This is a genomic window from Pantoea eucrina (assembly GCF_020079945.1).
GTDB lineage: Bacteria > Pseudomonadota > Gammaproteobacteria > Enterobacterales > Enterobacteriaceae > Pantoea > Pantoea eucrina.
In genome coordinates, this window is record NZ_CP083448.1 from 2,723,921 (window position 1) to 2,736,142 (window position 12,222).

Annotated in this window: 12 protein-coding genes and 1 other RNA gene; 4 read left to right on the forward strand and 9 right to left on the reverse strand. The window is 57.8% G+C overall.

Translation table 11 applies throughout. The features are described from left to right. Nucleotides 1–57 precede the first annotated feature (57 nt). From gcvH to LAC65_RS12990, 6 genes are all read right to left on the reverse strand, one after another. A complete protein-coding gene (gcvH, locus tag LAC65_RS12965) occupies nt 58–444 on the reverse strand; it encodes a glycine cleavage system protein GcvH (RefSeq protein ID WP_039380024.1) in 387 nt (128 codons plus the stop codon). Between the two features lie 20 nt (nt 445–464). After that, on the reverse strand, nt 465–1,562 hold the full coding sequence (gene gcvT, locus LAC65_RS12970) for a glycine cleavage system aminomethyltransferase GcvT (protein WP_039380026.1): 1,098 nt from the start codon (nt 1,560–1,562) through the stop codon (nt 465–467). Between the two features lie 600 nt (nt 1,563–2,162). Further along, nucleotides 2,163–3,365, reverse strand: a complete 1,203-nt coding sequence (ubiI, locus tag LAC65_RS12975; protein ID WP_039380028.1) for an FAD-dependent 2-octaprenylphenol hydroxylase — start codon at nt 3,363–3,365, stop codon at nt 2,163–2,165. A 13-nt stretch (nt 3,366–3,378) separates the two neighbouring features. Beyond that, on the reverse strand, nt 3,379–4,557 hold the full coding sequence (gene ubiH, locus LAC65_RS12980) for a 2-octaprenyl-6-methoxyphenyl hydroxylase (RefSeq protein ID WP_039380031.1): 1,179 nt from the start codon (nt 4,555–4,557) through the stop codon (nt 3,379–3,381). Beyond that, nucleotides 4,554–5,876, reverse strand: a complete 1,323-nt coding sequence (gene pepP / locus LAC65_RS12985; RefSeq protein ID WP_082032641.1) for a Xaa-Pro aminopeptidase — start codon at nt 5,874–5,876, stop codon at nt 4,554–4,556. The genes ubiH and pepP overlap by 4 nt, the downstream gene beginning before the upstream one ends. A gap of 51 nt (nt 5,877–5,927) precedes the next feature. Then, nucleotides 5,928–6,509 carry a YecA/YgfB family protein gene (locus LAC65_RS12990; RefSeq protein WP_039380033.1) on the reverse strand — a complete coding sequence of 194 codons (582 nt, stop codon included), beginning with the start codon at nt 6,507–6,509 and terminating at the stop codon, nt 5,928–5,930. Between the two features lie 169 nt (nt 6,510–6,678). On the opposite strand from LAC65_RS12990, the gene zapA reads away from it, so the two are divergent. The 3 genes from zapA (at nt 6,679) to LAC65_RS13005 (ending at nt 7,969) form a co-directional block, all read left to right on the forward strand. Further along, nucleotides 6,679–7,008, forward strand: a complete 330-nt coding sequence (gene zapA / locus LAC65_RS12995) for a cell division protein ZapA (RefSeq protein WP_034823204.1) — start codon at nt 6,679–6,681, stop codon at nt 7,006–7,008. A gap of 39 nt (nt 7,009–7,047) precedes the next feature. Continuing rightward, a non-coding RNA gene (gene ssrS / locus LAC65_RS13000) (6S RNA) lies at nt 7,048–7,231 on the forward strand. 135 nt (nt 7,232–7,366) lie between these two features. Beyond that, the gene (locus tag LAC65_RS13005; RefSeq protein WP_039380037.1) at nt 7,367–7,969 is read left to right on the forward strand and encodes a 5-formyltetrahydrofolate cyclo-ligase; all 603 of its coding nucleotides are present in this window, start codon (nt 7,367–7,369) and stop codon (nt 7,967–7,969) included. 21 nt (nt 7,970–7,990) lie between these two features. On the opposite strand, the gene serA is transcribed toward LAC65_RS13005, so the two are convergent. Both serA and rpiA read right to left on the reverse strand, forming a co-directional pair. After that, the gene (gene serA / locus LAC65_RS13010) at nt 7,991–9,229 is read right to left on the reverse strand and encodes a phosphoglycerate dehydrogenase (RefSeq protein ID WP_039380039.1); all 1,239 of its coding nucleotides are present in this window, start codon (nt 9,227–9,229) and stop codon (nt 7,991–7,993) included. Nucleotides 9,230–9,507: 278 nt separating this feature from the next. Next, the gene (gene rpiA, locus LAC65_RS13015; RefSeq protein ID WP_039380041.1) at nt 9,508–10,167 is read right to left on the reverse strand and encodes a ribose-5-phosphate isomerase RpiA; all 660 of its coding nucleotides are present in this window, start codon (nt 10,165–10,167) and stop codon (nt 9,508–9,510) included. Nucleotides 10,168–10,349: 182 nt separating this feature from the next. Between rpiA and LAC65_RS13020 the strand changes: the two genes are divergently transcribed. Beyond that, nucleotides 10,350–11,255 (forward strand): LysR family transcriptional regulator ArgP, encoded by a 906-nt coding sequence (locus LAC65_RS13020; RefSeq protein ID WP_039380043.1) that lies wholly within the window; start codon nt 10,350–10,352, stop codon nt 11,253–11,255. Between the two features lie 39 nt (nt 11,256–11,294). Here the strand turns inward: LAC65_RS13020 and LAC65_RS13025 are convergent, their stop codons facing one another. Then, nucleotides 11,295–12,029 (reverse strand): oxidative stress defense protein, encoded by a 735-nt coding sequence (locus LAC65_RS13025; protein ID WP_039380044.1) that lies wholly within the window; start codon nt 12,027–12,029, stop codon nt 11,295–11,297. Nucleotides 12,030–12,222 lie beyond the last annotated feature (193 nt).

A 12,222-nucleotide genomic window follows, 5' to 3' on the forward strand; every position in this document is an offset into this window, starting at 1 on the left:
TTACAACAGGCAGATAAAGAAGAGGTGCCGCACTGCGACACCTTCAGAGGCTACCGGTTACTCATCGATACTGGCTTTATAGGCGTCAGCATCAAGCATGCTGTCGAGTTCAGCTTCATCGCTGGCTTGCAGGCGGAACAACCAGCCATCGCCATAAGGCGCGCTGTTCACCAGCTCGGGTGAGTCGGTCAGCGCCTCATTCACCGCTACAATTTCACCGCTCAGCGGTGCATAGATGTCGGAAGCAGCTTTAACCGACTCCGCGACGGCGCAGTCGTCGCCCGCGCTAAACGTAGCGCCAACGTCTGGCAGATCGACAAACACCATATCACCGAGCAGCTCCTGCGCATGCTCGGTGATCCCCACGGTGTAAGAGCCATCTTCTTCTTTACGCACCCACTCGTGGCTGTCACGGTATTTCAACGTATTTGGCACATTGCTCATCGCCATTTCTCCTGAAAAATTTACTGAGCGACCGGCTTACCGGCGCGTACAAAAACGGGTTTAGTCACTTTTACCGGCATTTCGCGATTGCGGATCTCCACAATGGCCTGCCCGCCAATACCGGCAGGTACGCGCGCCAGGGCGATGCTGCAGCCCAGCGTCGGCGAGAAGGAACCACTGGTAATCATACCCTGCTGCGGTACGCCCTGCTCATCGGTAAAGCGCACCGTCTGACCACCGCGCAGTACGCCTTTTTCCGTCATGACCAGCCCCACCAGTTTTTCAGTGCCCTGCTCGCGCTGCGCTTCCAGCGCTTCACGTCCGATAAAATCACGATCGGCCGGTTCCCGGCTGATGGTCCAGCCCATATTCGCGGCCAGCGGCGAAACGCCTTCATCCATCTCCTGGCCATAGAGATTCATACCGGCTTCCAGACGCAGCGTGTCGCGCGCGCCTAAGCCGGCGGGTTTTACGCCCGCGGCCAGTAGCTGCTGCCAGAACATTTCCGCCTGGTCAGCGGGCAGCGCAATTTCATAGCCTGCCTCGCCGGTGTAGCCGGTGGTGGCAATGAACAGGTCGCCTGACTGCACGCCATAAAAAGGCTTCATGCCGGCAACGGCGGCACGCTGGCTCTCATCAAACAGCGTCTGTGCTTTCTGCTGCGCATTCGGACCCTGCACGGCAATCAGCGCCAGGTCATGACGCTCGGTCAGCGTCACGCCAAACGGTGCGGCGTGCTGCGTTATCCACGCGAGATCTTTCTCTCGCGTGGCGGAGTTGACCACCAGGCGGAAAAAATCCTCCTGCATGAAGTAGACGATCAGATCGTCTATCACGCCGCCCGATGCGTTAAGCATGCCGCTGTAGAGCGCTTTGCCGGGTTGAGTCAGTTTTGCGACATCATTTGCCAGCAGATAACGCAGAAACTCGCGGGTCCGTGCGCCGTGCAGATCAACGATAGTCATGTGCGATACATCAAACATGCCGGCGTCGCTGCGCACTGCGTGGTGCTCATCGATTTGCGAGCCGTAGTGCAGCGGCATCATCCAGCCGTGGAAGTCCACCATGCGTGCACCGTCCTGCTGGTGCTGCTTAAACAGAGGCGTTTGCTGAGTCATAACCATCCTGTGAAAACCAATAAGCGGGGCTCGCCTGCGCGGTAATAAACGCCGACGCAAACGTTCTCTTTCAGCTGACGTTACCACTGAAAAACAGATTTAACCATAAGCAAAACGAAGTCGAAGCCGGGCCTCATCTTTGCAGTGCATCCCATAGCATGCAGCATAATCCGCTGCCTTTGTGTGATTAAACGCGCAGATTATGCAACTCCGGGGCGATATCTCAGTAAATAAAACACGCCACCGCGGGTGAGGAGCTAAATGGCACGGCTGTGCGATTAATCCTGCATGAAAATAACTAATGCGAATCTGGCGGTAAAATTAGAATAAATCAAACGAGGCATCATTATGGCGCAGAGCGCTCTGTTTTAGTGCGAACAGGGAGTCAGGAGGAGGTTTTTGCCGGGGCGCATAAATGCGCCCCCTACCATAGGGCGGGTGCGAAATGTAACGTCCGGGGGATGGGGTTGCCGGGGCGCATTAATGCGCCCCCTACGCCAGGGCGATGCGAAACGATGACGTCCGGTATTGAGCCACCGTAGGGGCGCCATTTATGGCGCCCGGGTTGATGCGGGTACGAAACGACAACGTCCTGGTTAGCTAGCGGATCCACTCTGGCAGGTCGTTCAGCCCCATCGCCTGCTTCAGCAGACGCGGCTTCACGCCTGGCAGCGTATCGGCCAGCTTTAGCCCGACGTCACGCAGCAGCTTTTTCGCCGGATGCGTGCCGGCGAACAGCTCGCGGAATCCCTGCATGCCGGCCAGCATCAGCGCTGCGCTGTGCTTGCGGCTGCGTTCGTAGCGACGCAGTGAGAGATGCTCACCGATATCACGACCCGCCTGATGCAGGCGGCGGATCTCACCAATCAGCTCAGCCGCATCCATAAAGCCTAAATTCACGCCCTGCCCGGCCAGCGGATGAATGGTGTGCGCCGCATCGCCGACCAGCGCCAGACGATGAGCTGCAAAATTGCGCGCATAGCGTGCCGTTAGCGGGAACGTTTTACGTTCGCTCTCAACGCTGCATAATCCCAGCCGCATATCAAAGGCTACAGAGAGTTGCTGATTAAACAGCGCTGCCGGCATCGACTGCATGCGCGCTGCTTCCTGTGGAGCCAGCGACCAGACGATTGAGCACAGGTGCGGATCCTGCATCGGCAGAAAAGCGAGAATACCTTCGCCGTGAAATACCTGACGCGCGATAGCATCATGCGGCATATCAGTACGCACGTTCGCGACCAGCGCATGATGCTCATAATCCCAGAACGTCAGCGGGATATCCGCTTTTTCGCGCAGCCAGGAGCCGGCGCCGTCGGCGGCTATCATCAGCCGGGCGCTCATCATGGTGCCATCTTCCAGCGTGATAAAGGCTTCATTATCACCAAACGCGACCTGCTGCAGGCGGGCCGGTGCAAACAGCGTAACATCTTTACACTGGCTGGCACGCTGCCACAGCGCACTGTGAATCACTTCATTTTCAACAATATAACCAAGATGCGACAGCCCCTGCTGCTCATCATCAAAGCTGACAGATCCAAAGCTGTCCTGATCCCACACTTCCATACCGTGATACGCGCTGGCGCGCAGGGCGAGAATAGATGACCAGACGTCGAGTTTCTGTAGCAGACGTTCACTGGCTGCATTAATTGCGGATACCCGAATCGACGCGGCGGCTGCCGGATCGAACTGCGGTTCCGCCGCTTTCTCCAGTACTGCAACGCGCAGACCACTTCCCTGCAAACCGCAGGCCACTGCCAGACCGACCATGCCGCCACCGGCAATCACCACATCAAATGTTTGCATTGCTGCCTCTTTATTAACGCTTTACCCAGCCGAGCGTACGCGCGGCCAGCGGATGTTGCAGCCAGGGGAGGTGATCCATAGCCACCAGCCCGAGATTTCGTCCTGCAACCAGCGGTGCATAACGGTTAGCGAACAGGCGCACCAGGCCGTCAGTCACGCCGATTGTCGCCGCGCGGTCAGCCTGACGCCGGGCGGCAAAATGCTGCAGCACCGCATAACTGCCAGGATCCTGCTGCTGGCGCCAGGCGCCGGCCAGCGTTTCCGCCAGCGACATGACATCGCGCAGGCCAAGGTTAAAGCCCTGTCCGGCGATCGGATGCAGCGTCTGGGCAGCATTGCCGACCAGCGCCAGCCGGTGCGTCACCTGACGATCGGCGGTTTGCAGCGCCAGCGGGTAAATTTCACGCTGACCGGCATGGGTAAAGCGACCCAGCCGCCAGCCAAATGCGCGCTGCAGTACGCGCCGGAATGTCTCTTCATCCCACGCCCGCACCCGGGATTCTGCGGCTGCCGGATGGCACCACACCAGCGACATACGATTGCCGGACATCGGCAGCAGCGCCAGCGGCCCGTGCGGCGTAAAACGCTCAAACGCCTGCCCCTGATGCGGCAGCTGAGTGGACACGTTGGCAATCACCGCCAGCTGCTGATAATCCTCGCGCTGCCACTGAATACCGCATGATGCCGCCAGCGATGAGCGCGACCCATCTGCAGCCACCAGCAGCGTACCCTCCAGCGTTTCGCCGCTGTTAAGCGTCACCTGCGCATGCGCTTTATCACGCGTGACCTGCGTGACGTAATCGGGGCAGCGCAATGTTACGCCGGGCGCCTGCCGGAGACGCTCAAACAGGCGCTGTCCGACATCGAATAGCTCCACCACCTGCCCCAGCGCAGCCAGCTGATACGCCTCTGCGCTGAGCTGCACAAAGCCGCTGTGACCGCGATCGGAGACGTGAATACGGGTGATCGGCGTGGCGCAGTCCGCCAGCGAACACCAGAGGTCGATTGCTGCCAGCTGCTGGCAGGTGCCGGCGGCCAGCGCAATCGCCCGGCCATCAAAACCGGGGTGCGCACGGCTGGCCGGCTCGCTGCGCTCAATGAGCGTGACCGGTAACCTGCCCTGCGTCAGATGCGATATCGCCAGCGCCAGCGTGGCGCCGGTCATGCCCCCGCCTGCAATCAGAATGGTCATACGCCGCGCGCCGCTGCCATCAGGGCTTCAATCGCATCCGGATCTTTCACCACGCTATCAGTAAGATTCTCATGGCCTGTCGCCGTAATCACAATATCATCCTCAATGCGCACGCCTATGCCGCGGTACTGCGGCGGCACGCTGGCATCAGGTGCAATATAGAGGCCCGGCTCTACCGTAAGCACCATGCCCGGCTCCAGCACGCGGTCGCGGCTCGGCGTACCGTAATCGCCGACGTCATGCACATCCAGGCCCAGCCAGTGGCCGAGGCCGTGCATGAAGAAAGGGCGATGCGCCTGCGCTTCAAATAGTTCGTCGATATTGCCGTCAAGAATACCGAGATCAACGAGGCCGGTGATCATGATGTGCACAACTTCATCATTCACTTCATGAATGCTGACGCCGGGCCGGAACATCGACAGCGCTTTATGCAGCGAAGCCAGCACAATGTCGTAGATTTCCCGCTGCGGCGGTGTAAACCTGCCGTTTACCGGAAAGGTACGGGTAATATCACCCGCATAACCGTGAAACTCACAGCCGGCGTCGATTAGCACCAGATCGCCGTCGCGCATTGCGCTTTCATTTTCGGTGTAGTGCAAAATGCAGCCGTTTTCGCCACTTCCGACAATGGTGTTGTAGGAAGGAAAGCGCGCGCCGTGGCGGGAGAATTCATGGTGGATCTCCCCTTCAAGCTGATACTCATACATGCCGGGGCGGCACTGCTGCATGGCGCGGGTATGCGCCAGCGCGCTGATTTTTCCCGCCTGACGCAGTATCTCAATCTCTTCTGCGCTTTTAAACAGCCGCATCTCATGCACCCAGGGACGCCAGTCGGTCACGCTGGCTGGTGCGCTAAGATTCTGCCGGAAACCGCGACGTAATTTTTCCAGTGCGCTAAACAGCAGCTGGTCAGCGTAACCATATTCGCCCTGCGCGTGATACACCACGTCAAGCCCGTTCAGCAGCAAGTGCAGCTGTTCGCCAATATCATCCCACGGCAGTGCGCGATCAACACCCAGCTTCGCCGGCGCAGCCTCCTGCCCGAGGCGACGGCCAGACCACACCTCGGCAGTCAGATCGCGTATGCGGTTAAACAGCACGCTGTGATTGTGATGTTCATCGCTTTTGATCAGCACCAGCAGCGCCTGCGGCTCGTTAAACCCGGTGAAATACCAGAAGTCGCTGTTTTGGCGGTAGCTATATTCGGTGTCGTTGCTGCGCGTGACTTCAGGTGCTGCAAAAATCAGCGCCGCGCTGCCGGGGGCCATCTGCGTAATCAGCGCCTGACGACGCTGCCGGAACTGTTCCAGTGTGATCATAGTTGCACTCCCTGTTGATAACGGGCAGCAGCGCTGCCCGCAATGACGCGCTTAGTGTAGCGTAGGTTTCTGCACTTCCGGTGCGGTTGGCGTATGCGGGCGTGTGAAGGTGTCGTGACACAGCAGCGCCGCGACGCGCACATACTCAATCACCTCTTCCAGCGACTGCTCCAGCTCTTCCTGATCTTCATCTTCTTCATAGCCAAGCTGAGCAATGGTACGCAGATCGTCAATCGCCTCGCCGGTTTCACCGGTGACTTTATCCAGTTTAGGCTGCGTAACGCCCAGGCCAAGCAGGAAGTGATTAACCCAGCCCGCCAGCGCATCAGCCCGGTCAAACACGGTAATATCATCTTCATCCGGCAGCATCAGCTGAAACAGAAAGCCATCCTCTTCCAGGGTCGTAGTCAGGCTGTCATGCAGCGCCTGCAGCGGCTGCGCCAGGCTCTGCGAGAAGGCCATGCCTTCATTAGCCAGATCGTGCACCAGCGTCTTCCAGCTGGCGTCCTGATTACCGCCACACAGGATGCCACACAGCAGTCCATGCATTTCGGCAGGCGTCATGCCCACACCCTGCTGAGAGAGGGCTGCGGCCAGCGCGTTGTAAGTGGGTGTTGCGTTCTGTAAAGACATAAGCTTTGGTCGTCGTTGGCAGAATAAGTTCGTGATATGCTACCACCAGGTGCCTCAGGGTTTCCAGAAAAGGGGTTGTATCTTCTTACCCGCGTCTATATAGTTGCGCACCTTCCGGGCCAGTGGCGAGCCGGGTGGAGCGAACGAAGTAATCAGTCAGGATGGTGGCATGTCTGCACAACCGGTAGATATACAAATTTTTGGTCGTTCTTTGAGAGTAAATTGTCCGCCTGAACAGCAGGATGCACTAAATCTTGCCGCAGAGGACCTCAATCAACGGTTGCAAGATTTAAAAGTTCGCACTAGAGTCACAAATACAGAGCAACTGGTGTTCATCGCCGCGTTAAATATCTGCCACGAGCTGGCGCAAGAGAAAGGTAAAACGCGAGACTACGCAGCAAACATGGAACAACGTATCCGCATGCTGCAGCAGACGATTGAACAGGCTTTAGTTGAGCAGGGTCGCATTACCGACCGCCAGGGCCCTAAATTCGAATAATACTTCATGGTTCTCATGCCAGAGCAACGATGAAGTCCTGTTTCTCTGAGATGTTTGCAAGCGGGCCAGTCCCCTGAGCCGATATTTCATACCAACAGAGTGTGACGCTCTGTAGCCTGTGAGCATGCTCGGTTCGTCCGAGAAGCCTGATGGTTGCGACGGCATACTCACCTTGAACCAAGGGTTCAAGGGTTACAGCCTGCGGCGGCATCTCGGAGATCTCTTTTCTGTTTTATCCGGCATCATTTCAGGTAGTAGCGTCAGCCGAGACTGCGGCTGCTACCTGAAGCCAGTCCCCCTCCCCCTTCTTTTGCATGTTATAGTCAGCGCAAGCTAACCCACTCTTTAGGGGGATCCTGTGTCCGCTATCGATTATTCCGAACGCCAGCTGCTGCGTCAGCATATCCGCCATCTGCGCCGGCATCTGACGCCTGAACAGCAGAGTGAAGCGGCCGAACAGCTGGCTGAGCACGCGATTAACCTGGCACCTGTCTCAGCGGCACAAAGCATTGCGCTGTTTCTCTCTACCGACGGTGAAATCAATACCCGCCCGCTGATTGCCCGTCTCTGGCAGCAAAAAAAAGCGGTTTATCTGCCGGTACTGCATCCGTTTGCGCCAGGCAACTTGCTGTTTTTGCGTTATACCCCTGAGACGCAGCTGGTCATGAATAAGCTGCGCATTCCGGAGCCGCCACTGGATATTACGCAGATGACGACGCTGGATCGACTGGATGTCATGCTGGTTCCGCTGGTGGCGTTTGATGAGAGTGGACAACGGCTGGGGATGGGCGGCGGCTTTTACGATCGCACGCTGCAGAACTGGCAGCGCCACGGCTGTCTGCCGATTGGCATTGCCCACGACTGCCAGCGCGTTGAGGCGCTGCCGACAGCCGCATGGGACATCCCGCTACCCGCCGTGCTGACGCCGGCAAAGCTGTGGCAGTGGGATGCTTCGTTCTGACGGGCATATGCCCGTCACCAATCAGTAAAGCAGGCGCGCGCGCATAGTGCCCGGAATAGCGCGCATGAGCTGCAGCGCTTTATCCGCCACATCTTTTTCCGCATCGATATCAATCACCACGTAACCAAGCTGTGGCGAGGTCTGCAGGAACTGCGCCGCGATATTGATATTCTGCTCAGCGAAAATCTGGTTGATGGCGGTAAGAATGCCCGGACGGTTTTCGTGAATGTGCAGCAGACGGCTGGCGCTGGCACCGTGCATCGGCAGTGATACCTCCGGAAAATTAACCGCAGAGAGCGTCGAGCCGTTGTCGGAGTATTTTGCCAGCTTACCCGAGACTTCCAGGCCGATATTCTCCTGCGCTTCCTGCGTTGAACCGCCAATGTGCGGCGTCAGAATAACGTTATCAAACTCGCACAGCGGTGAATTAAACGGATCGCTGTTGGTTGCCGGTTCGGTCGGGAAGACGTCAATAGCCGCACCCGCCAGATGTTTGCTGGAGAGCGCATGGCACAGCGCCGGAATATCGATAACGGTGCCGCGTGCGGCGTTGATCAGCAGCGCGCCCGGCTTCATCAGCGCCAGCTCTTCCGCGCCAATCATGTTCTGGGTTGAAGCGGTCTCCGGCACATGCAGGCTGACCACATCACTCATATTGAGCAGATCCGACAGGTGACGTACCTGCGTGGCGTTCCCCAGCGGCAGCTTGTTTTCAATATCGTAAAAGAAAACGTGCATCCCCAGGCCTTCAGCCAGCACGCCGAGCTGCATGCCGATATGACCATAACCAATGATACCCAGCTTTTTGCCGCGCGCTTCATAGGAGCCGGTTGCCACTTTGTTCCAGATACCGCGATGCGCTTTGGCGTTCGCTTCCGGAATGCCGCGCAGCATCAGCAGCATCTCGCCAATCACCAGTTCAGCCACGGAGCGGGTGTTGGAGAAAGGCGCGTTAAAGACCGGAATACCGCGCCGGGCGGCGGCGTTGAGATCGACCTGATTGGTGCCGATACAGAAGCAGCCGACCGCGACCAGTTTTTCCGCTGCGGCGAAGATCTCTTCCGTGAGCTGGGTGCGGGAGCGGATACCGATAAAGTGCGCATCACGGACAGAGGCTTTCAGCGACTCCGCATCCAGCGCCCCTTTGTGAAACTCAATGTTGGTATAGCCTGCCGCGCGCAGATTCTCCAGCGCGCTCTGATGCACGCCCTCCACCAGCAGAAATTTAATTTTGTCTTTATCCAGTGATACCTTTGCCATTTCCCGACCCTATTCAGAATTCAACGTGGAGTGCCATAAGATTACCTTCTGCCAAAATAACAAATTCTGGCAATGCGGCAATACAAACGATTGCGACCACGGCAGCACGCCCCGGCTTTCAGGCAGCACAAATCCATACAAAATCGCAGGATGCCGGGAGCAGAGAGCAGGAATCGGCTCTCCATGCTCTGTTTGTGACATAAGTCACCAAATTCAGGCTGATAAAGAAAAGCAGAATTAGCCGGGGGAAAAACGGCGCGTCAGGCGCGCCGGAGAGATCATTTGAGAATGGTTTTGACGCCATCCGGCGTGCCAATCAGCGCGACATCAGCGCCGCGCGTGGCAAACAGGCCGACCGTGACCACGCCCGCCAGCGCGTTGATGTTTTTTTCCATCGCGACAGGATCGAGGATCTGCAGATTGTGCACGTCGAGGATGATATTGCCATTATCGGTCACCACCTGCTGCCGATACTCCGGCTGGCCACCAAGCTTAACCAGCTCGCGCGCGACATAGGCACGCGCCATCGGGATCACCTCAACCGGAAGCGGGAAACGGCCAAGGATATCAACTTCTTTGGACGCATCCGCGATACAGATAAACTTCCGTGCGACCGCCGCCACAATCTTCTCGCGCGTCAGCGCCGCGCCGCCGCCCTTGATCATCTGCATATGCGGGTTGATCTCATCGGCACCATCGACATAGACCGCGATATCATCCACGTCGTTAAGATCGAAAACCGGTATGCCCAGCGATTTCAGCTTCAGGGTGGAGGCTTCAGAGCTGGAGACCGCCCCCTCAATCTGGTGCTTCATGGTGGCCAGCGCGTCGATAAAATGCGCGGCCGTTGAGCCGGTGCCTACGCCAACAATGGTGCCTGGCTGCACATACTGCAGCGCCGCCCACCCTACCGCTTTTTTCAGTTCATCCTGGGTCATGGTATGTTTAAAACCTGTGCGACATCAAAGTGCGCATAGTATAAAACAACGCGCTGTAAAAGTGCGCGACTCACGCACCACCGATTTTTACCTTTGGAAGCCAGTCCGCAAAAATGCACCCGCCGCACAGCGCGGCCATTTTGTGGCATAGTACTTTCCACCCTGAACGAGAGAGAACAATAATGAAACGCCCGGATTACCGTACGCTTCAGGCGCTGGATGCAGTGATTCGCGAGCGCGGCTTTGAACGCGCCGCACAGAAGCTTTGTATTACCCAGTCAGCCGTATCGCAGCGTATCAAACAGCTGGAAAACCTGTTTGGTCAGCCGCTGCTGGTGCGCACCGTTCCGCCCCGCCCGACTGAGCAGGGGCAGAAGCTGCTGGCGCTGCTGCATCAGGTAGAGCTGCTGGAGGAGGAGTGGCTGGGTGACGATCAGAGCGGGACCACGCCGCTGCTGCTCTCGCTGGCGGTCAACGCCGACAGCCTTGCTACCTGGCTGCTGCCGGCGCTGAAAGATGTACTGGCGGACTCCCCGGTGCGGCTGAATCTGCAGGTAGAAGATGAAACGCGTACGCAGGAACGTCTGCGCCGCGGTGAAGTGGTGGGCGCCGTGAGTATCCAGCCGCAGCCGCTGCCGAGCTGCCTGGTCGATCAGCTGGGAGCGCTCGACTATCTGTTTTGCGCCTCACCCGATTTTGCCGCCCGCTATTTCCCCAACGGCGTGACGCGATCTGCTTTGCTGAAGGCGCCGGCGGTAGCGTTTGACCATCTGGATGACATGCATCAGGCGTTTTTGCAGCAGAATTTTGATCTGTCACCGGGCAGCGTACCCTGCCATATCGTTAACTCATCAGAGGCGTTTGTGCAGCTGGCGCGGCAGGGATCGGTCTGCTGTATGATCCCGCATCTGCAAATTGAGCGCGAACTGGCGCAGGGAGAACTGGTGGATCTGACACCGGGACTCTATCAGCGCCGGATGCTCTACTGGCACCGCTTTGCGCCAGAGAGTCGCCTGATGCGCAGCGTCACCGACGCGCTGATTGCTCACGGGCATCGGGTACTGCGTCAGGATGAGGTCACGGCCTGAGCATAGCGCAGCGGCAGATGCCGCTGCGGCTGTCAGCTATCAGGGCGTCGCGGCGTTCGGTTTAATTTCAAACACCACATCGACCTGATCGTCAAAGTGAATACTCTGCTGTTCATACGTCTGCTGCGCGGTGGTATCGGCCGGCGCGGCGGCAGCTTTATACATGCGCGCCATCGGCATCGGCTGATAGTTGGCTACGTGATAGCGAACGCTGTAGACCGGGCCCAGCTTCGCGTTAAAGCCTTCTGCCAGCGCGCTGGCCTGCTGCGTCGCGTTAGCAATGGCGGCCTTACGCGCCTGCTCTTTATAGCTTTCTGCGTCTGCCACACCCAGCTCAACGGTGCGGATTTCGTTCAGGCCCGACTTCAGCGCGCCATCGAGCAGATCGTTCAGCTTATCCAGCTGACGCAGCGTCACTTCCACCTGGCGTACCGCGCGGTAGCCTTTCAGTACCGACTTACCCTCTTTGGTGTAGTCATATTCTGGCTGGGTGCTCAGGTTAGCTGCATCGATATCTTTCTTTTCGATACCGCTCTTTTGCAGAAAATCAAAATATTGCGCCACGCGCGCGTCAGCCTGTTTTTTAGCATCGGCGGCTTCTTTGGAGGCGACGCTGACCATAATTGAGAGCGTCGCCATATCCGGACGCGCATCAACGCTTGCCTGGCCGGAAGTGACCACGTGCGGTCCCTCAGGCACTTCTCCGGCCTGTACCATGCCCGACAGTGCGCCAGTGCTCATTGCGGCGACCAGCGCCAGTGCTTTCAGTTTCACAAACTCCTCCTTGGAAATCGGGTTACCGGCTGCCACTATGGCGAAACCGCTACTGCTTTACTATGCGTGATGCTCTGAGTTTGCGCAGAGAGAAAAGTTCGTTCGCGCTGCGTTTTAACCTGCTGCCGGCTGCAAACTTATCACTACAGGGTTGCTAAAAACAGCATTGTGCGTTTCGCTAGATGGATACTCT

Coding starts and splice junctions, on each gene's coding strand:
- zapA (WP_034823204.1), top strand. CDS start 6,679: ATGTCTGCACAACCGGTAGATATACAAATTTTTGGTCGTTCTTTGAGA.
- pepP (WP_082032641.1), bottom strand. CDS start 5,876: ATGATCACACTGGAACAGTTCCGGCAGCGTCGTCAGGCGCTGATTACG.
- gcvT (WP_039380026.1), bottom strand. CDS start 1,562: ATGACTCAGCAAACGCCTCTGTTTAAGCAGCACCAGCAGGACGGTGCA.
- rpiA (WP_039380041.1), bottom strand. CDS start 10,167: ATGACCCAGGATGAACTGAAAAAAGCGGTAGGGTGGGCGGCGCTGCAG.
- ubiI (WP_039380028.1), bottom strand. CDS start 3,365: ATGCAAACATTTGATGTGGTGATTGCCGGTGGCGGCATGGTCGGTCTG.
- serA (WP_039380039.1), bottom strand. CDS start 9,229: ATGGCAAAGGTATCACTGGATAAAGACAAAATTAAATTTCTGCTGGTG.
- LAC65_RS12990 (WP_039380033.1), bottom strand. CDS start 6,509: ATGTCTTTACAGAACGCAACACCCACTTACAACGCGCTGGCCGCAGCC.
- gcvH (WP_039380024.1), bottom strand. CDS start 444: ATGAGCAATGTGCCAAATACGTTGAAATACCGTGACAGCCACGAGTGG.
- ubiH (WP_039380031.1), bottom strand. CDS start 4,557: ATGACCATTCTGATTGCAGGCGGGGGCATGACCGGCGCCACGCTGGCG.
- LAC65_RS13020 (WP_039380043.1), top strand. CDS start 10,350: ATGAAACGCCCGGATTACCGTACGCTTCAGGCGCTGGATGCAGTGATT.